Annotated in this window: 14 protein-coding genes, 1 tRNA gene and 4 pseudogenes; 8 read left to right on the top strand and 11 right to left on the bottom strand. The window is 38.1% G+C overall.

From position 1 onward, the window contains the following. Positions 1–475 precede the first annotated feature (475 nt). A complete protein-coding gene (locus tag BN338_RS00120; protein ID WP_039757908.1) occupies positions 476–757 on the top strand; it encodes a hypothetical protein in 282 nt (93 codons plus the stop codon). A gap of 129 nt (positions 758–886) precedes the next feature. Next, on the top strand, positions 887–1,486 hold the full coding sequence (locus tag BN338_RS00115) for a hypothetical protein (RefSeq protein ID WP_039757912.1): 600 nt from the start codon (positions 887–889) through the stop codon (positions 1,484–1,486). Between the two features lie 370 nt (positions 1,487–1,856). On the opposite strand, the gene BN338_RS00110 is transcribed toward BN338_RS00115, so the two are convergent. Further along, complete coding sequence (locus BN338_RS00110; protein ID WP_039757911.1) at positions 1,857–3,221, bottom strand: MFS transporter; 1,365 nt, start codon at positions 3,219–3,221, stop codon at positions 1,857–1,859. 70 nt (positions 3,222–3,291) lie between these two features. On the opposite strand from BN338_RS00110, the gene BN338_RS13470 reads away from it, so the two are divergent. After that, positions 3,292–3,420 (top strand): hypothetical protein, encoded by a 129-nt coding sequence (locus BN338_RS13470; protein ID WP_280109511.1) that lies wholly within the window; start codon positions 3,292–3,294, stop codon positions 3,418–3,420. 208 nt (positions 3,421–3,628) lie between these two features. Here BN338_RS13470 and BN338_RS12875 read toward each other — a convergent pair whose 3' ends face one another. The 8 genes and pseudogenes from BN338_RS12875 to BN338_RS00080 all read right to left on the bottom strand — a co-directional run bounded on the left by BN338_RS12875 (position 3,629) and on the right by BN338_RS00080 (position 10,925). Then, the gene (locus BN338_RS12875) at positions 3,629–3,820 is read right to left on the bottom strand and encodes an abortive infection family protein (protein WP_244427573.1); all 192 of its coding nucleotides are present in this window, start codon (positions 3,818–3,820) and stop codon (positions 3,629–3,631) included. 2 nt (positions 3,821–3,822) lie between these two features. Next, positions 3,823–4,380, bottom strand: coding sequence for a hypothetical protein (locus BN338_RS12870; RefSeq protein ID WP_244427572.1), 558 nt, complete (start codon positions 4,378–4,380; stop codon positions 3,823–3,825). A 205-nt stretch (positions 4,381–4,585) separates the two neighbouring features. Further along, positions 4,586–5,632: a DUF2087 domain-containing protein gene (locus BN338_RS10770; protein WP_244427571.1), complete on the bottom strand. Its 1,047-nt coding sequence runs from the start codon at positions 5,630–5,632 to the stop codon at positions 4,586–4,588. 57 nt (positions 5,633–5,689) lie between these two features. Continuing rightward, positions 5,690–5,839 (bottom strand): hypothetical protein, encoded by a 150-nt coding sequence (locus tag BN338_RS12865; protein ID WP_244427570.1) that lies wholly within the window; start codon positions 5,837–5,839, stop codon positions 5,690–5,692. Positions 5,840–5,852: 13 nt separating this feature from the next. Further along, positions 5,853–6,335 carry a hypothetical protein gene (locus tag BN338_RS00095; protein WP_244427569.1) on the bottom strand — a complete coding sequence of 161 codons (483 nt, stop codon included), beginning with the start codon at positions 6,333–6,335 and terminating at the stop codon, positions 5,853–5,855. Positions 6,336–6,740: 405 nt separating this feature from the next. Further along, positions 6,741–7,921 (bottom strand): annotated as a pseudogene (locus BN338_RS00090) (MFS transporter). A 192-nt stretch (positions 7,922–8,113) separates the two neighbouring features. Beyond that, complete coding sequence (locus BN338_RS12860; RefSeq protein WP_244427568.1) at positions 8,114–8,653, bottom strand: hypothetical protein; 540 nt, start codon at positions 8,651–8,653, stop codon at positions 8,114–8,116. Between the two features lie 1,182 nt (positions 8,654–9,835). Further along, positions 9,836–10,925: pseudogene (locus BN338_RS00080) on the bottom strand (DUF3792 domain-containing protein). Positions 10,926–11,993: 1,068 nt separating this feature from the next. Between BN338_RS00080 and BN338_RS00075 the strand changes: the two are divergent. The 4 genes and pseudogenes from BN338_RS00075 (at position 11,994) to BN338_RS00060 (ending at position 16,334) form a co-directional block, all read left to right on the top strand. After that, positions 11,994–13,201, top strand: a pseudogene (locus BN338_RS00075) (multidrug effflux MFS transporter). A 269-nt stretch (positions 13,202–13,470) separates the two neighbouring features. Then, positions 13,471–14,202, top strand: coding sequence for an alpha/beta fold hydrolase (locus BN338_RS00070; RefSeq protein ID WP_039757906.1), 732 nt, complete (start codon positions 13,471–13,473; stop codon positions 14,200–14,202). A 960-nt stretch (positions 14,203–15,162) separates the two neighbouring features. After that, positions 15,163–15,375, top strand: coding sequence for a hypothetical protein (locus tag BN338_RS12645; protein WP_039757905.1), 213 nt, complete (start codon positions 15,163–15,165; stop codon positions 15,373–15,375). Positions 15,376–15,527: 152 nt separating this feature from the next. Then, positions 15,528–16,334: an N-acetylmuramoyl-L-alanine amidase gene (locus BN338_RS00060; RefSeq protein WP_039757903.1), complete on the top strand. Its 807-nt coding sequence runs from the start codon at positions 15,528–15,530 to the stop codon at positions 16,332–16,334. A gap of 1,326 nt (positions 16,335–17,660) precedes the next feature. Here BN338_RS00060 and BN338_RS00055 read toward each other — a convergent pair. Continuing rightward, a complete protein-coding gene (locus tag BN338_RS00055) occupies positions 17,661–18,875 on the bottom strand; it encodes a porin (RefSeq protein WP_039757901.1) in 1,215 nt (404 codons plus the stop codon). 312 nt (positions 18,876–19,187) lie between these two features. Here BN338_RS00055 and BN338_RS00050 point away from each other — a divergent pair. Next, positions 19,188–19,278: transfer RNA gene (locus BN338_RS00050), tRNA-Ser, on the top strand. A gap of 90 nt (positions 19,279–19,368) precedes the next feature. On the opposite strand, the pseudogene BN338_RS12855 reads toward BN338_RS00050, so the two are convergent. After that, positions 19,369–19,750, bottom strand: a pseudogene (locus tag BN338_RS12855) (tyrosine-type recombinase/integrase); the annotation flags it as partial. Positions 19,751–19,774: the final 24 nt, after the last annotated feature.

Raw genomic sequence — 19,774 nt, 5'->3', positions numbered from 1 at the left:
CAAAACAGAGTTGTTAGCCTTCTCGTTGGTTTTTTGCGCCTTCCTAAGCTTATGCTTAAGCGCTGCGGCAGATTGCAGCCGCAAAACACCTCCTCACAATAGCTGCACAGCTTTTTGACCAACGCCCACAGCTGTATTCGATTGGGCAGCGGATAAAATTTTTTCTACGTTTGAAATTTTTAGACACATTCTATTCTCTAAGAAGAACTAAATAGTATATATTCGTAGAACAAAGGTGCAATATATCCTTGTTAGGAGGTTAGGGCATATTATTGCGCTGATGGTCGATGTGAGATCATGATTGGATGTAAGGGGGAGGCACAGCTGTCAATTGGTTGATACGAAGTAAGGCTGCTGATTCTAATCGGCTAAATTTAATAGATACAGAATTTTTACCCATCTAAAATTTCCCATAGTATTTTCTATAGGACAATGTTAGTATGCAATAGTAAAACTATAATGAGGAGGTGATTTTTTGACTGCAACAATCGCTCAATTTATTCGTAAAAACCCACCAGCTTCGTTGAAAGCCTATTTCGATAACAATCCACTTCCCGTTGCAATATCTGTCGATTGGAATACTGCTAAAGCCGATCTCGTTAAGCCATTACTGAAGACGGTTGATGAATTGGCGGACACAGGGCGCGCAAGGCTAAAAATTGATGCAGAGCGCCTTCTTGAGATGACCGATGAGATCGGCCCGCAAGCACTTATGCTGTTATCTCTGACTAGGATATTGATGCTATTCATCTTTTGAAAGCGCTCATGATAGGGCGCTTTTTGTGTTTTTGAGGATGCTAGAGGCTTTTAGGCGTGCTGAGGATATTCGCTATAAAGTAAAATAGAATTCGATCTGGAGGGAATGTTGAGCAAACTACACAAAAATATGTCCGTAGAAGAATTTGAAAAGGGTTACTTTTACGCGACCGAGCTGAAAGCTTTTGCTAAAAAATTGGGCATTGATGTGGGGACTTTAAGGAAAAATGAGATAGAAGACTATATCAAGGCTCGATTATCAGGGCTTGAAGATTCGCATTTACCTAAAAGTGTTTCGAACCGAAAGACTGATGGAAGTCGGGATAAATTGTCGCCCGACTCTGTCATTTTTAACTATGTCAGTGATAAAGCGACCAAGGCGTTTTTGAAGGAAGAAATTGCTAAAAGAGATCCAAAGGCCAAGGATAAATCTGGCCAATGGTATTGGTTGAATGATTGGCGTAAGGAGATGATTAGAAACAATCAGGAAATTACCTATCAGCAATTGATCGATAAGTTGTATGCGTTAATGACTACCGAGGGAAAACTGCCAAGAATACCTTCAACACGATTGAACAACTTTATTATCGATTTTCTTGCTGATCCTGAAAATGAAGGGGCGACTCGTCAAAAGGCAATGGATGAATGGGAAAGACTTAAAAAAATGCCTATCCAGAAAGATTATCAGCAATATAAAAGTTTCATACAAAATCGTAATAAAATCCTCTGAAAACTTATGTATGGCTTCCGTATGGTATGAAATAAACACATTAACCTGAAAAAAAACACCATGATTTTGACAACGATCATAAAAAATGTTGCTTTGAATGCAAAAAGCTAAGCAGGAAAATCTCAGGGCTGGCGCAAAGCTCTTCTAATGCGATATTACGCCCTCGTTTTGAGGAAAGTGATCTTAGGCTTATTTTTCTACGGTACCAGAATCCTTTAAAACATCCTTTGATGCAGGGGAGATAATATCAAGGAGATAATATGAAAAGCAATGAAACCACAGATCCATCAAAACGCTTATAGGATGAAAGAGATAATTACTCTATGATCCTATAACCATTGCAAATGTTATGGTGTTCAAACAAATCATCTCATAAATTTGCGCTCTTCTCCTTATGTGATAGGGAGAGGGTGAGGCAAAACAGTAAAAATACAGCGATAGAGAAGAGGAAGAATAGGAGATATGTTTGGTTAAGGGAGAGGTATCCCTTTGTTAGCGTATGGAGTAAATAGCCTGCGAACACACCTCCCAAAGCGCCACCTATTTGCTGTAATATGCGTGTGATAACTGCTGTATCTTTAACGTATAGACGATCGACATATTGGATAGGGGCGGATAAGCATACAATGGTGGTGATGCCAAGCCCTACACCCCTTAGTAAGAATCCCAGTCCATCCATGCTTATCGTATAGCCAAAGCATAATAAGCCAAAGCTTGAGATCAGCAAACCAATTCCTATCATGAAAAAGGGCGATTTTTCTTTCCATTTCTGATAAATAAATTTCCTTCCGATCCATGCTCCCACCCCTTGTAGAGCAAGGAGTGCACCGATGATGAGAAGACTTTTTTCATGGGGCTCTTCCAAGGCGGTAGCTAGCGGGAAATAAACAAGAAAGCTATAAAAGAGAAAAGAAGCAATAAGTCCCATGATCATGAGTAATGTGTAGTGCACATTTGTAAATCCGCTAAAGATGATGAGTTTGTTTTTTGCTTTCTGATTAAACACAATGAAGAATATGAGGGAGATTATCGCTATCAGTGCTGTGATAGAGAGGATATTGTTATTATTGATGTTTCTGGCTTCTGTGAGGTAAAAAAATGAAATAAGGGATAGGGAAAAGGCTAAAAATGCCAGTAAGTTAAATTTTGTTTTTACTGTTTCATTGGTTTTTAAATGTTTTTCCCCAATGGCGACAGCTAAGAAAATAAGTGGAATATTGATAAAAAATAACAAACGCCAAGAGACATACTGAGCAATTGAAGCCCCCACCAGTGGACCAAAGGCTGGAGCAAAAACCGTTGGTACCGCTATGGTGCCCATGGCTTGGCGCACCCGTTCTTGCCCAAATTGTAAGGCGACAATAGTTTGGCTAAGGGGCAATAAAAGACCTGTCCCAAACCCTTGAACAATACGGGCTAAGATAATGGTTGGAAAATTGTAGCTTAATCCCACCCCTAGTGAGCCAAGCATAAAAATGAAGTTTGCAAGGAGCCATGTCTTTTTGATACCTATTCTTCCTTGCACAAAAGCTGCGATCAAAAGCCCAGGAACAGTAGCGAGAAAATAGGATGTTACAACCCATTGTATATTATTGTCTTCTGCTGAAAAATAATGTGCAAGTCTGGGGAGGATGACATTAACAATGCTTCCATCCAGCAAGGGAAGTATACTGGAAATAATGACGGTATAGATGACATACTTTTCTGATTTGCTATAGGAATCTTTTTTGTGCATTCTTATGTCCCCCTGCTGATATTCTTCAAAATATTTGCTCTGCCCCATAAATCACCTGCTTTGAGCGTGAATGCCTGTTTGTGAGGGCTGTGATATCGAGATGAATGTGATTGGCAGGGCTGATGGTTTTTCCCAATGGTTGTCTCTTGATGTTCCTCTTGTGTATCCCCTTTTCCTTCCAAATAAAACCGTTGATTAAACGGATCTTAGAGAGTTTATCGCGGAGTCTGTTTGCTGTCAATTTTCTCTGCATGAGAGTAAAATAGAGCATACACAAACGGGTATGCTCTGCTCCAAAAATCAAAAGGTTTACAGACTTTATAAGATCTGGTCTGGTTTTACAGATCCGTTTGGGTCTTGATGAAAAATTTATAAGGGGCAATCTGTCTCGTTATCGAGAGTATTTTTTATGATGTTTTTTGACGTAACTCTAAAATATACATTGCAAGGGCAAAGGCTGCATTAACCGCTAAGCGCGCATGACGAAGATTGAGGTTGATTTTTCGAAAGCTTTCTTCCGAGTGACCATGGGCTGCTCCTTTTTTGTTTCTTAAATTCATGGTACCATTCGCAATTCTATATAGACCGGATGCGATCATTTTTAAGTCATTGACATCGAGATCATTAGCGTTTTTTTTCCTACATCTTCTGGACGAATCTTAGCATGCTCCGCGACTTGTTTCCATAAAGCGGGAAGCGAGCGGGCTGTTTCTTCATCTGCGATAGAATAGTGGTTGAGATAAGCTTTACAGGATGCCTCTAATAGATTTGCTGCATAGAGAGCTGAAGCCATTGGATCGGTTTTTATTTGTTCTAATGCTCTTTTTATTTCGGTTTCTATTGCTAACAGCCCGTTCTTTACAACTTCTTTTTGCAAAGTTTCTGTAGAGAGGAAACCAGCTTTAATCATATATCCTTCACTATGATATTCTAATCCAATTTTCTTTAAAGCTTCTAGAACTTTACATTGATCTTCTTGTAGCTTGGGATTTTTCTGAGGATAATTATAATGCTCTTTGTTCATAAAATCCGTAAGAAGATTGCTAAGGATTTCAAGCGGATCATCACATTGCCAATTGATTGCATTTAGTCGTTTCTTGGTCTTAAAGGTTTTGCTCTCTCCTTCTGTTTCATCAGGAGCAGATAATTGAAAAAACAAGTGATCTAATTCCTCTCTCGTATAATGCTCTGCAAATATTTGCGGGAGTCATCCAATGATTGCTAGAGGAATTTTGTTTTTCTGCGATTTTTTTTGTGGAAATGACAATTGCATCGTATGCCCTTATGAAATTATATTTTTGAGTGGAAGGTTATCTATTCTCTTGAAGTATAGAAGAAAAACGATTGCGTTAATTAATCATTGTTCAATTCGCTTTTGAGAGCCTGCGTTGATATTTGTCCCCATGGCGTTGTAAAAATCCTCTCTCAACAAGGGTGCGTCGTAATCTGGCAAAATCGACTGTAAAGAGGTTGCATATCTTGGAAACTTCCGTTTCGCTATAGATTTTTTTCCTTTGAAAGGCTTGAGCAATTTTTGTAAGCATCTCTTCTGTTTCTAAATGGCGGTCGCTTAAATTTTCTCTCTCCCGCTCATTTTTACTTTCGAGCATTTTCCACAGCGTCTCTTCGGCTTGAAATCCTGCTGTTGTGTTTTGAATAAGACCAAGATTCAAAAGACGATTGATCGATTTATGAATGGTTTTGGCATCACAATCAACAGTTTTTAGGATATCAGTAAGATTTTTTGCTTCAAGGATAATGGCAGCGTAAACAGCGCGCAATATCGGTGAGGTCATAGCAGAAATCAGTGAATTGGCTTTACTGCGTTTGTTTAGTGTTTCTTGTCCCATGGGCAAAAGATCATTGCGAAGGGGAAGTTCATTGATCTCTATGAGTTCTGCTTGGAGCGATTGTGGGCGTACAATTTGTTCGGCAGGGGGGCGTTTGCGAATAATACCCAGACCACTTTGGCGATATTTATGGTTTTCGGGAAGCGTTAAAGCCTCATAGGAGCCATCAAGGCGGGAGAGAATTTCTTCCCACAAAGGCGTTCTAACGCCTCTGACCCGTTGAGTGCCATCGAGTGCAACGGTTGTTGTCATGGTTGGTTCATGGAGACAGAGATAACCATTAGCGGTGATATGTTTCCACAGTGTGCTCACAAATCGCACATCGTCTGCGGGCGTTTCAGCATCAATCCAAGCAAAATCTATTGCTCCCCAAGATTTGAGAGTGCTTTCATCGAGAGAGAAAAAAATCTCATTAATAAATGTTACAGTGTCTTTTTCAATGCCGTCGTCTTGCAGCTGTTTTTGCCATGCCTCTTCGGCTGACTGACCTTTTGCTGAAAAATCATCAATGGTGATCAAGCGTGGTTGATAATTCTCAAGGACACCTGAAGGGTCAAGCAAAGCCGTACGTTCTTCGCAAGGAGAGGATTCTAAAAGTTTTTTATCTTGTTGCCATGCTTATTTTGCTTTTTGCAGGGCTGTAGCAATCAAGCGCGTGCTATCCCCCACACCGATTTCAATGACTGTGCGTGGTCTTGCCATTTGAATGAGCGTGTAAAGAAGCTCGATACTGTTTTCTGTTCCCATACCAAGTCTTATTAGAGGCATCTTTTGATCCTTATCATTTTACCAGTCGTCGCATTCCTGCTTTGATAAAAAATATTGTTGTTTCTTCTATCGGGTGTTGAAGATGCATTGCTGTTTCAGCTTGTAGAAAGAGAGGTTTGGTTTTGTCATTCAGTTTGATTGTACGTCCATTAAGTTGATTAATGGCAAAGGATCCAAGAGGAGAATTGACAATACGACACGTTGGACAACAGGTTGGCTCTCGTAAAAGCGCTATTGCATAATCTTGTAAAAAGGTTTGTTGATCTGTTTGAATGAGACTGTGTCGTAGCAGTGATATCAAAAGATTGTCTGTGTCAAAAAGGCAACCATTGAGTTTGATCTCTTTCAAGGATTGGACAGAACAGCCCTCGTGAAGTGCTGTAAATGTTAGAAAATCAAATCCACCAAAGGCGGAGCTTTTTGTGGAAACAACGGTGATAGGTTGTATTTGACGTTTGCCAATGAGTGCTGGTTTGTTTTTTATTATCTTGTACATCCTTTGCCCATTGAACGTGTGCTAGGGAGTCTAATTTGCGGGGGTAAACGGCAAAAGAATTGATTGCTATGGGTGGTGTTAGTTTTTGTCAGGCAAGAGTGTGGATGTTTTCATCTAAGTCATGGTGCATAGTTTCTGCTAATTGCCATACATAATCGTCTGTTCCATGGTAAAAATTTAAGCCTATAGGATCTTGTCGCAAGATGTTATCGATTTTTTTGTTTTAAAATATCAAGTTTTGGTAATGATTGTTCGCTGGGGTTGTTCGCTCCTCTACACGAGAGGGGTTTATTAAAATTACATTGGTTGGTATGGGGGCATGATTTGGTGGGATGATGATCGTCATACCATTTGTAGGCTTGGTTTGCTTGAGAGAAAAGGAGGCAAAGTTTGTTAAACATTCTCTCATTCTTTTTTTTGCATAGCGCTGTTTATGATAAAACCTAAGATGCCTGTGATCATGGTGGCAATACCGATGATAAGGAGTGTGTATTGGGTGTGATGCACTTTTACAAAACCTGCACTGACAAAATCAATGCATACGGCTGTTTGTATGATGAAGATATAGGCAGGCATTTGATTGTTTCGTTGTTCTTTGGGGATGGCTTTCATCATAAAACTTGCCATTAGTGCATTTTGCACACCGTTGGCACTCCCAAGAATAAAAAATGAAAACATCATGAGCCATATGAGCGGTGTTAAGGAAAAACAGAAAATGGCCAAGCCAATGGTTGCGGCAGCCAATGATGCACCGGCGGCATTGCCAAGACGGTGGAAAAGGCTGGAGAAGCAGAATGGTCCAACCACGAGGCCAAGACTTATCATGCTGCTGATTATTCCATAGGTTTCTGCACCAAAGTGTAGCTCGGTGCGGATGCGGACAATCGACAACACATTGAGAACAGAGGTGAGGATGATGGTGATGATGAGGGGGGCAAGAGCTGAGACAACATTTTTTTACGCAAGAGCCCTCTTAAATCTAGTCCCTTTTTAGTCTGCTGTGTTGTGGTTTTTGTTGGCACATGCATTTTTAAACTTTTAAAACAGCATGTGGTGATCAAGGCTGCACAGAGAAGCATGATTGATAGTGCAAAGAGCCCTTTTTGCCCGTTTGAGAGACTATACAAGACACCTCCCAACAGTGGTCCAGCAATATAGCCAAGATTACGAACTGTTTGGATGATGCGATTGATACGATCTAACTGATGATCATTTTTTGCGAAGTCAGGTACCGCAACAAGGATAGCAGACCAAAAGAGTGAACCTGCACAACCCAGTGCGAAAGAAAGCGTAATATAAAGCCAAAACTGGTTAGCGATTGCGGCTGTGGCTATGAAAAGTGCTTCAAACAATAAAACAACAGTAACTGTATACGATGGCTGGAAGTGATGCAAAAGATACGGGGCAATGGGTCCTGCACAAATTCCTCCTATAAGCCCTGCAAAAAGCAGCATTGAAATAGAAGCAGTGCTTTCTGCTAAATGTAAAGCAAATGTGACTTGAGCGGTTTCATCAGCAAAGCTGCTTAAGCTTAAGACAAGAAAAAGTCCAATTTGGGCGAAAATCATGGATTTTTTCTTTGTCATACTGCCCCCCAAGATGCTAAAGCTTTTATGGTTTTTAAAATTTCCTTTTGCGCATATCTATAGGATTTATCATTTCATTTTGCTAGATCTAATTTTTTTCTTGATAAAAGTTGGGAAAGGAAGCTCTCTAAATGAGAGCTATACTCGAAACTGGCACAATGCCCATTTGCAGCAATGAGGCGTTTTTTGTTTCTAGTAAGGGCACCCATTGGAGGGTTGCGAGTGGGTGAAGAATGATTTCATTTTCAATTTCGGAGACGTTAATAGGGGGGGCTTGACACATAAACGTGAGCTGGTATCGCAAATTAATTGAGAAACCAGTATATGGTGTTTTAAGCTACCATTTGCGATGGCAGAGTTTAGTGCGGCGTGCTGAAAAGCATTATCAGGGGTTAAATTTGCTCTTCCTGATGCGTGGATATCATGACGCGTTCGATCATCTAGATGGAGTAAATGCGTGATATAATTTTTATGGTGTTGTGCATCGTGTGCTGTTTTCCAAAAAGCGATATTGATATTTACAGCAACCTTTTCTCCCGTTTCGGCAATATGGAAGGCATCATGGGGGAAATAGGCAACACGGTCTATTCGATTTTGCAGCGCAATTGCTGTTATTTTATGCTCTTCATATTTAGGATATTTGAGTCCTTGGAGGTCTTTTCGTGTATTGGGCCAAGCAAACATTGTTTGGCCATCCTGTATCCTGTAGAGTAAAACCAAAATTATGGGCATGATCCACATGGACCCCAACATGGGTAGAAGAATATCGGCCGATGAAGCAGTCAATATCCACACGTCCACCGGGTCTAAAACCTAAAGAATGTGCTAATTGATCTGCAAACTGTTTTGCTGCATCCCACAGTGCAGGGGTTGCAGCGTATAACCCATAACACATTACTGCCCATTCTTGCCCTTTGGCATATTGATCAACTCGGGCAGTATATTCCTTTATAGAGTTCTATCCGTGTCTCAAGTAAGAAAGTTTGGAAGAGGATGCGGGTTTCGCACGCCATGAACTACTGTTATGACTTCGGATTTAGGATTAAGAGCTAAGAGTTTACGAGGATGTAGAGCGTATTGCCTTAGAGCATCCAACCCATCCCTTTCACTGAAAGAGATGGGTGAAATTGACAATTCAGCTGGTTGCTTAAGCCCAAACTTCTTGAGAAAAGCCCTCTGAAAATAATTCAAACATGTTCTTAAAATATGCTTAACTTTTTGAAGTTTGATGGATAAGCAGATCTGTATTAACAATACATTATCAAACATCCAGCGAACCATTCATATCAAGTTCATTTTGACAAACTTGAACATCACTGAGCTGAGTGTATTTACTTCCCCCTTATTGGCTCAATCTCCTCAATAGCCAATTCAATAACATCTTTTACTTCATTAAGTGAAATACTCATGTATTCCTCTCCTTATAATTGATAGAAATACATGATCATTTAAATAAAAATTACCGCATTTTAACATCGAGCATGGATTTATTTTTTTTGTCAAATGCTATGTTGATTGAAAGTATTTGTTTTTTTTTGAGGTTATATCATTGTTGTTTTTAAAAGTTTTTAGCCATATCATGGTATTCGCTTTTTTCTTAACCACACAGAGAGATAATTCTTTGCTATGCCCTTTGAAGGAATACGTTGTCTCATGAAGAGCTCTATACATTTTGCTTATTGCTTAAAAGATAGGCTGTTCTTTTCGAGACTTTTTGATTTTTAGGGGAGATGAACATATTATAGCTCATCGTTTGTGTGTTCTGTTTTCATGTTTGAGCTTCGAAAAACTTTGTCTGGTATTTGTAAAGCGGTGTGTTAGCTGCCATGTTATACAAAAAGCTTTTCAAATAAGTGTAAAAAAAGCTGCACATTCTGTGCAGCTTTTTCTCGGTTTGCTTTAGAGGTAGAAGTTTTAAAACTTGAAAGTATCCTTACGGCTTCTGTAGCCATAATAACCACAAACACTGGAGATTATGGCGCCTATTAAGCTTCCTAAAAAGCCCCACCATCCCATATTGGAGGCTGTGTTTGTGACTTTCGTGGCTGTGTTTTTTGTCACCCTTGATGGCATCTTCAAGATTGTCAGAGAGGGTTTCAGCCCGTTTTTCAAGTGCTTTTATTGCTTTTTCGGTTTTTTCCTCTGCGCTTTGATAGAGTTGAACAGCATGGTTGGCTGCTGTTTGTGCATCTGCACGGGTCATGCCATCTTTTATGAGAGCATTGATGATATCGCTTCGATTAAATTTTGTTGTGAGATCTTCTACACGATCAGAAAGACGTTCACCAAGATTTTTCAATGTGGTGCGGTAGTGAGAAGGGTCATTTTTAAAAGCGGTTATCGCAGAACCAATATCGCTAAGTGCTGCCTGATAGGATGTTTTTAAGCGCTCAGGGTTGAGGGCGGGAATGTTGCTTTTATTAAGAAGAGTGCGCAACTCACTGCCAAGTTGATCAAAATTGATGTCACTTTTGCTGTTTTTTGTCAAAAAATTTGCAAAGTTTTCGCTGTTTAATTTCGTAAACAAGGGGGAAATATTTGTTTTGAAATTGTCTATGGTCTTTTCAATCATGGAGCTATTTTCTAGGGCGGTTTTAGCACCTATTTTTGCTGTGCTTGAAACTACATGGATGGCTTGGAGGGTCATCAGCAGTGTTATGAGAGCCCAAGTGAGAAATCCATGCAGGGTTCCTGAGGATTCAGCAAAACGCCCAGCGACAAAACCTCCTAAAGCAAGGCTTATCAGCATAACGATAAGAGAGCCCGTGCCAAAGGAGAGGAATGAGCCTTCAAAAGGGCTTGAAGAGGTGAAATCTATTTGGCTCAATCCTAATGCTGCTACCAGAAAAGATAAACAGATTGAGGTGGCAAGAGCCGTGACCAGTCCGGCAAAAATTGCGGACCATGAAATGGGGGGTTGAAAAAAAGGATATTCTGTCTCAAGGGATGTTTCACCTAGAAAATGTGTATTTAAGGGTGTGTCTTCCGGAATGCGTGTTTCCATGTTTTTATCTCCTTTACTGATGCTGGAGATACAATGCCTTTTTGCCAATTATGTTCCAAAATAGATGGATAGGTACTAAAAATGAATAGGAAAATACTTTAGATTTGTTATGAGAAACATTTGTTATGAAAGGAAAATATTAAACGACACAATTCTAAAGATCTCATTTATGCCTGAAGAAAGACGTGTTTCTTCCCCTGATGCATATTATCATCGCATCTTACACGGGAGAGAATAAATTTGAAAACTCAAATGCTATCATTTATGGGCTTCTAGTTTATAAAGTGAATGGAACATCTCCTAAAAATGGTACTGCTCTCATGTGAGGAATATTGTATAAAATAGAGGCGGAAAATCAGGCGTTAGGGCAAAAATAAATCTTAATTTAAAATATTATAAGAGTTCACGGATTAAGTTAAATAAAAAAGCGTTTTAACTTTTTATTCTATAATATTTGCAATAAATTAGACGATAATTTTTATTATGTTCGTCTTAAGAAAAAGTTTTATGCAATGAGAAAAATATATCGGGAGAAAAATATATTGGATTTTTGAGTGTTTTGCAGAAGAGTCATTATACTCTATGGTCTGATAGATCTAAACTCTTTACAATAATGATTTATATTGATAGGATCCTTGAGATATTATTGTGTTATGCGTCGTGTTTATACCATAGTGATTTTGGCGTAGAGGCGTCAGAGATTTTTTCTGCTTTGCGTTTTAATCGATCAACTTTGATGGATAGTGTATAGAAGGGGATTGTTGCTTGTGGAGAGAATATGTGCTTTTGCTTATGATATTCGTGAAAAAAGCAGTGGAAAATTACAGCAACGAAAATTATAGCAAAGTGTGTGTAAAGGAAAGCTTATTCATGGGGTGAATTTTTACATGTGAAGAATGTAGAAGAGAATTTTATTTATTAAAAATAATAATAAAAATTTAATTTAATAAGTTTAAATAATAACACTTTTAATCGTATTTATTTATCTATATAAGAAAAAATATAATTATATTTGTTATTTTTAATTAATTATATTCAATTTATAACTTTAAAAGTGTGATTTTATTTATGAATCGTAAATATACTTTACCATTTATTATCCTTATTGTATGTTTATCAACAGGGGGATTGATCTCTACTGATATTTTTTTACCGGCACTGAGCGATATGCGCCAATATTATCAAGTGACGCAATCTCAAATTCAAAGTGCTGTGGCCGTTTTTTTGTTTGCATTGGCACTTGGACAGCTTATTTATGGACCGCTGAGTGATAATTTGGGGCGTAAAAAAACACTTCTATTCGGTTTATTCTTGTGGTTATTTACGACAATTGGGGTGATTTATACAGTTCACATTCAGGCTTTTCTTGTATTACGTTTTTTGCAAGGACTTGGAGCTTGTGCGGGGATTGTCTTAAGTCGCGCGATTATCAATGATTTATTGGATAAAAAAGCAGCAGGAAAACTTTATTTGATTGTTTTCCCTTTTATTGGCATGTCGCCAGCACTTGCACCTTTTATTGGCGGATTATTGGCGGATTTTTGATCCAAGCTTTTCATTGGCAGGCAACTTTTATCTTTTTAAGCTTTTTTATATTTTTGACCATTTTGCTATGTTGTTTTGTGCTAACCGAAACTCTTCCTCCCCAAAAGCGACAGCATTTTTCTCCGGTAGGATTTATGAAGGGATATTGGGGTGTTCTTAAAAATAAACAATTTATTTTTTATGCACTTATTCCATGTTTTTCTTATGCTGCCTATTTTGCTTATATTGTGGAGTCGCCTTTTTTACTTACGACTTTGGGTTTATCGCCGATACACATTAGTTATAGCTATATTGGTGTCTCGTTGCCTTATATTTTGGGAAATTTTTTGGCGCGGTGGTTTTTTGAACGCGAGTCTATGGAAAAGACTGTGGGGAGAGGGTACATTATTTTTGTGATAGGCGGTGCGCTGTTTGCTTTGCAAATGTATCTAAGCCCATGGCCCCTTGTGACAAGTTTTATGGCTATTGCTGTTCTTACTTTTGGCAATGGTTTTTTATTACCGTTAGGCACGGCGTTGGCTATTTCATCGCATCCTAAAGCTGCGGGAGCAGCTTCTGGCGTTATGGGCTCTTTGCAATTGGGAAGTGCGGCACTCAGTGCAGCGGTTATCGGAAAAATCTCTGGTCATAGTCCATGGGCTATGGCAACTTTGTTAGCCGTGTGTTGTATGATTGGTTTCATCATTTATATTCAAAAAGCACGTCATTTTATGATTTCACAAATAAGTTGAGTGAAAGTAATAAAAAGAGAGCATTATGCAGAAATATTTCTGATGTTTTACACGAATGGGGACTCTCTTATTGAATGATTTTTTTTATTCCGTTGTTTGATTGAGAGGGGTTAAAATTGGTCATAAGCTTCGTTTGAGTTTGACAAATTGGTTGCTATGGGTGAGATTTTGTGGGCGTAGAGTTTCAACATATCCGTATTTTCATGACATTTCGGGGAAAGATTTTCTCTTGTAATGCATGTTTTTGAAGCAAGAGGAGGAATTGATCAATGAGACTTCCTGTTGTTATTCTTTCTCCTGTCATGCCAATTTGGGATGAAGGTGCTTTTTGTTCTCCATTGACAAAGCTATGCGCGACAAAAGGGTTCCAAGTGACGCTGCTGGATACACTCTCGCTTTTTCCTAAGAGTGCTCATTTTCTCGATCATTCTGCTGAAGAAACTTTATCTTTTATAAAAGAAAAATTGGAAAAGTATTTTAAAGAGCCTGCGGTACTTGTGGGATTTTCTATGGCTGGCATGTTGGTACAAATATTGGCCGCACGGCTTCCCAATGTTCAAGCGGTACTTGCTGTCAATGCACCTGGCTATCCAGATAAGCTTTTGCAACGGCGCCTTGGAGATATTTTGATTCACTTAGAAAATAATGATTTGGTAGGTGCTTTGGAAACACTCAATGGTTTTATGCATCCTTCTGGCGTTGTGAAAAAAAGAGTTTCTTTGGAAATTCCACAAGATCAAATAAGCATGGCCATTGAACGGATGACAAGAGGATTTAAACTCTTATTGGCATTGGATGCTCGAGATGAGATTAACAAATACACTGGAAATTTTTTAGCGTTGGTGGGTGAAAAATCGCAGCTTGCAACGGTTGATAATCAAACAAAAAGCCAATGTGTCAATCATGCGTATCGAATAATTTCTAGGGCTGGGACGCGTTTATGGGATGATAATCCTGTTATGACGAATGCAATCGTTAGCCAATGGATGGAGGGATTATGAAAAAGAAAATTCTTGTGCTATCTGAGTGATGGGGTGAAACCAAAAATCTTTGTGGGCGCGTTGAAGATCTTAGAGCCCATGAAGTTGTCTATTGAATTTACTTATGATGATATGGGGTGGGAATGTTGGAAACAAGAAGGGGATTGTCTTCCTCAAGCGATTTGGTAAAAAATTATTGAATGCAATACTCTTTTGCTTAGTGCTGTAACAGATCAAGGAGAAACAGCAAAAGGATTTTCCCATTTAAAAGAGCATCAATCTTCATATCTGTTTCCTGTTCTTCCGTTGTCCCAGAAATTAGGTCTATTTGCTGATCGGTGTCCCGTAAGATACTTTATTAATTTTCAGCAGCTTTTTCATTTTTGTGTTATCAGCGAAAATACTGAAGGTTTGTATGCTTGGTTGGATTTTCGTGGTGTCATTTTTTCTAGTGCTCAATGCGGCAATGGATTTGACTATTTAGATAGAAGGATAAGTACATGCATAGTACAATATTATTTTTGTTTAATATGAGAAGTATTTTTTATTCCTTTTTTCAATGTTTTTTATCTATACGTTAATTACTGTTTTTGATGTGCAAATGAATGGCTTTGATTAATGCAATATAAGAGGATTTAAGATAAAAGAAATTTGACTGTATCCGGATTTTCCATCCAAGATGCAAAAAAGAATTAATGATCATTTTATAAATTAAAATGTTATCTTTCATAAAGAGCCTATGAAAGAAATCCAGAGGCGCTATGTGCTTTGAGCGTTGTAAATAATCGATATTCTTTGTAAAATAGAAAGAGATGTTGTGAAAACACAAGAAGCAGCGTCATTGACAGAAGAGCTTTGCAAATTTTATTAAAAAATATGTCCGTGAAGCATTGATTGCGAATATATGCTGTTCAGTTATCTGGTCATAAATTGCTGTAAAGACCTCATAAAATTTTCCCTTTATGCATTTGTGTAGATTACATGGTAGTTGAGGGCTCGCTTCAAGGCGAGATATTTCGCAATTTGATAACAGGAACAGCTCTTTTTTCTGTAAAATGTGGAGATTTAAAAAGTAATCGTTTTGCACTTTTATTTTCTTTTCGATTGATCATTGTGTGGAAAATATTTGATGCGGTGGTGGTGTTGTCAAAAACATTTTATGCGTGTGTGATGAGAAATAAAAATGGATCTTGATTGTTGGTCAGAGTGTTGATGTTATGGATGAACAAACTTTTGACGTAATCATTAGTATCTAAATGATAAATTCATTGCAAATTTTTCAACGGTTTGTGTCTTATCTGTTGTGATATGCGGTGGTCTTTTAAAACCAAAAAGAAAGGGCTTTTATGTATCGGATTGATTACAACAGTTATCGTTCTGTCAAGAGCTTTAATCGTCGCGTTCGTTTTCTTGTCATGCATTATACGGCTCTTGATTTTAAAGATTCGGTCATGGCACTTACAGGAGAAAAGGTTAGTGCACATTATCTTGTTCCTGATCCTTCAGAGCAGACATATCGTGAGGCTGGATTTAAGGATATGCGTATTTTTAATCTGGTTGATGAAAACGAGCGTGCGTGGCATGCAGGTGTTAGCGCATGGGCTGGGCGTAGTCATCTTAATGATGCATCTATTGGGATTGAAATCGTTAATTTAGCAACGGGTCATTCTGCTTCTTCAGAAGAGACAGTTGATTTAGTGGATTGTCATCATGAGGAGATTCGTTTTCCTCCTTATAATCCAATACAAATTGATGCCGTTAAAGAGCTTGCATTGAATATTCTTCAACGGTATCCTGATATTATGCCAACGGATGTTGTGGGGCATAGTGATATTGCCATTGGAAGAAAAAGCGATCCGGGAGCAGCTTTTCCATGGAAAGAACTTTATAAAGCAGGTATAGGGGCGTGGTATGATGATGAACTAAAAAGTCATTATCAAGAGCAATTCTCTAAGAGTTTTCCTTCCAAAGAAGAGGTTTTGACGAAGCTAAAACGTTATGGGTATGATATTTCAGCTGCGTGTGCTGAAAGAGGATACAAAAATTTGATTCGAGCTTTTCAACTTCATTTTCGTCAAGAAAATTATGATGGGATTCTAGATGTTGAAACAGCGGCAATTCTTTATGCATTGGTTGATAAATATTTTCCGTGAATTCAATTCGTTTTCATTAAAAGATATTTTATGGTGACGTATAAGCGCTTTTTGTTTGTTGAGAGAGCGTGCTTTTTGCTGGTTGGCTTTATATAAAAAAGAGCATTTATCATTTTAAAAATCGTAAGGTGTTTTATGAAAACAAGCTCTATAGAAGGTTCTATGATTTGCAGAGATTAGTCTTGTTGTTTTTTTATCTTATATTCTGCTTCCTTTAAAAATGTGCAAAGTTAAGATGTTGTGTATAATGGGGAATGCTGCTCATGCAAGATAGAGTGTCTCAAACAAAATAGACTTCTATTGTATATTTACCTGTTCGTTTTAAAAAATATTTTTTGGTGTGTGTCACACACACGCAGATTTTACAATGGCATTCGTAAAGAATATAAAATTCTTTGTGAAGTGTATCGTCTCGTGTACGTTATTATTCTTACGTTTCATAAAAGAGCAAGTCGGCACTGTTTACACTTTACTTGCTTTCAGTGTTGCACGACAGCCTTTTACATTTGAAACGATACATAGGCATTTGTCGTTCTTTCTTGTATAACTTTTATTCACATGGAACATCGGTTTGTGACGTGCAAACAAATAAATTTGATTGATTCAGCATGAAGAGAAGTGAAATGAGAGAATCTTACGGTATTAAGGGTTCTCAATCAAGCTGAATAATGACGAATTATCGTTATGAATCAATGTTCTGCCTTGTTTCAAGGTTTTATTCTATAATGTTGTAAAATATATGCGGTAAAATACCGTCATTGAAGATGATGATACAGGGGCATAAAGAATACAACATTTAATTTAAGCGTTTTAAAAATAGAGAGTGGAAAATATTCAGAATGGGACTTGTCTGTAAGGCATTGTGCCAATGAATCATAAGGAATTCAACCAAGTGCTCCACTCCAGAGCAATCGGATTGTTTATCAATGATGTTGATAGGAATCTTTGTTCTTTGAGGGGGATGGGGCCTTCGTTCAAGGCAGTTAAATTGAATATTCAGTGTAGAACTTACTTGAGAAGATCATGTCTTAAATGACAAAGGTTAGATATCAATTATCAAGAAAGATCAGTTGGGTAATAAAGCAATGGCGGCACGCTTTAAAGAGCAAAGAAGAGACGTTCGAATTGATAGATAATGCCTGTGCGAAGTCGTTTTATCAAGGTTATAAGGTTAACTTTTCTTGAGAATATTTTTATGAAATTAAGGCGTTTTTGTCAGAAAGATAAGAAAATACATATCAGAAAAGGCGGCTCATGATATTTAATTTCAAAAATAAAAACTGGCAACACATGTTGCCAGTTTTTCAAATCTGTAGCCTAATAGAATTAGAATGAACGTTGTAAACGGATCATACCTTGGAAAGCCTTTTTTCCATGGAGTAAATGTTTTTCATGATCATGTGCATCCTTTAGAACGCGGTCATCGTTCCAAGAAACATAGGTCAATTCAGGCGTAATTACAAACCCTGGAACCAGCGTGTATGCGATATTGACAGACGTTGCAAAGGTTTTGACAGCACTATAAGAAATTTGAGCATTCAAATTCATCTTTGGCGTGAGTTTGTAAGTTGCACCCGTCCAAGCTGCCCATTTACCGCCCCAGTTTGCATAGATCGTTGTGCTTTGTCGTGACAACTCTTCATCGTCATTTTCTACGTAGTAATCAACACCATTTTTATAGCCAGCCATTACCCATAGGTTGAAACGATCGTTAACATTGAAATCTGCACGGACTTTTCCAGCCCATTTTTTGTAGTAAGCATCATATGCAGCAACGGCTGAAAAACCACCCCACTTTTGCATAAACTTTATACCTAAAACCACATTGGGAGTGTAATTTTTAATTGCTTTACTTGGAAGAGTATCTTGTGTGATAGAAATAAGCTTCCCATCTTTCTCAATATAAGAGCGTTGCAAAGTTTTTTGCGCTGCTACTCCAGGAAGATCATCTGCATTATTGCCTAATTCAACTCCGATAATAGCAGAAAAGCCGGCATCACCATTAAAGGTGTAGGAAATAAAATTGGTGCGTGTTGTACCCGCAGGTGCTACGCTGTCATCATTGAAAACATTTCCATAACCACCAGTCCAGCTGTTGAAAATGGTATCGTCAAGACCTACACGAAAACCACCCAGTTCAATGTAGGCGGCTGAAAGCTTTGCACCAGCTTTATCAGAACCTGCACCCCAGCTTGAGAAAATTCTCGCATATGAACGAAGGGTTCCCATTTCTGTTTCAGAAGCGGCTTGAAAAACAAGGGTGAGCCGTGATGATGAAGCATAGGTTTTTCTTTTATTTTTCAGTTCAGCTTCGGTCGTTGCACCAATATTATCACCACCGATAAAATCAGTACGAACATTTCCTGACAAACGCATGCAGGTTTCTGTTCCAGGAATATAGAAATATCCTTTTCCATAGGCGTCACAAACACGAATATATTCTACAGGTTCAGGTTCAGCAATAGGTGTTGAAGCAGCATGCGCTCCAGAAATTGCTAAAAAAGCTGCTGTAGAGCTTAAAAAGAGGGATTTAATATTCATATGGGATCTCCGAGGTCCGTTTAATCTTTTTCTGAAGAATATCACTTGCCTCATGCATTAAAGACAAAGGCATAAGTAAAATACGCGATACTTATCATTCTAGCTATACGAATTTTTTTAGAGTTTCAAATATGAAATGAACTTTTTGTAATGTATACATGTACTATTAGAGATGATGTGGTAAAAAAGACACAACTTTTGTTTTGTTCATTTTGGCTTCCTATGGAGTTAACAAAGGAAAAAATTCAGATATTTGGGAAAAAAATCGAAAATGTCTTGAACTTTCTATCGATACCATTTATGCCTCTCCTTGGAGAGGTGGCCGAGTGGTCGAAGGCGCTCCCCTGCTAAGGGAGTAGGGCTCAAAAGGCTCTCGAGAGTTCGAATCTCTTCCTCTCCGCCATTTTCAATAAAATTAGTGTATTGTGAAGAGTTTGGGAATTTAAAGCTCTTTGATTCTTTTAACTTAATTTTTATGTCTTTCTCGAATTTTTTATAGCTTTTTAATTGCTTCTATTGCTAGATGTTTATGATCTGCGCTCTTTGTGTAAAGCGATGCCATATTATCTTCAGTCCAACAAAAAAGTGTTTTCATTTGTGAAATTGTAGCGCCGGTATGAGCAAAAACGTGTTGCTACTAATTTTTGTAATCCATGGGCTGATTTTTAATCCCCAGTGCATTACACGCTTCACGAAACAAGTTTCCAAAACTTTTTTTTCAAGCTTATTTCCATTTTTTCCCGCAAATGAATGTTTCATGATCAACAGGAGCAATTAGAAGTGTGTTTCTAATTCAGGAAAAATCGGAAGAAAAAGATCCGTTTTAAATTGGCTGTTTTTATTTTAAGATGGATAATATTATCTTTACATCTTTTCAATCAATGTAAACAACATCACCA

The organism is Bartonella queenslandensis AUST/NH15 (assembly GCF_000312585.1).
Lineage (GTDB): Bacteria > Pseudomonadota > Alphaproteobacteria > Rhizobiales > Rhizobiaceae > Bartonella > Bartonella queenslandensis_A.
Note: the sequence above shows the minus strand (reverse complement) of the source record. Positions and strands in the feature narration are given on the sequence as shown.

Bases quoted from the DNA above. Each gene is read 5' to 3' on its own strand.
- BN338_RS00055 (WP_039757901.1), bottom strand. From the start codon at position 18,875: ATGAATATTAAATCCCTCTTTTTAAGCTCTACAGCAGCTTTTTTAGCA.
- BN338_RS13470 (WP_280109511.1), top strand. From the start codon at position 3,292: ATGCCTGTTTGTGAGGGCTGTGATATCGAGATGAATGTGATTGGCAGG.
- BN338_RS00060 (WP_039757903.1), top strand. From the start codon at position 15,528: ATGTATCGGATTGATTACAACAGTTATCGTTCTGTCAAGAGCTTTAAT.
- BN338_RS12865 (WP_244427570.1), bottom strand. From the start codon at position 5,839: ATGCCTCTAATAAGACTTGGTATGGGAACAGAAAACAGTATCGAGCTT.
- BN338_RS00110 (WP_039757911.1), bottom strand. From the start codon at position 3,221: ATGCACAAAAAAGATTCCTATAGCAAATCAGAAAAGTATGTCATCTAT.
- BN338_RS12860 (WP_244427568.1), bottom strand. From the start codon at position 8,653: ATGCCCATAATTTTGGTTTTACTCTACAGGATACAGGATGGCCAAACA.
- BN338_RS00095 (WP_244427569.1), bottom strand. From the start codon at position 6,335: ATGTACAAGATAATAAAAAACAAACCAGCACTCATTGGCAAACGTCAA.
- BN338_RS12875 (WP_244427573.1), bottom strand. From the start codon at position 3,820: ATGATCGCATCCGGTCTATATAGAATTGCGAATGGTACCATGAATTTA.
- BN338_RS00070 (WP_039757906.1), top strand. From the start codon at position 13,471: ATGAGACTTCCTGTTGTTATTCTTTCTCCTGTCATGCCAATTTGGGAT.
- BN338_RS00115 (WP_039757912.1), top strand. From the start codon at position 887: ATGTCCGTAGAAGAATTTGAAAAGGGTTACTTTTACGCGACCGAGCTG.
- BN338_RS12645 (WP_039757905.1), top strand. From the start codon at position 15,163: ATGGTAGTTGAGGGCTCGCTTCAAGGCGAGATATTTCGCAATTTGATA.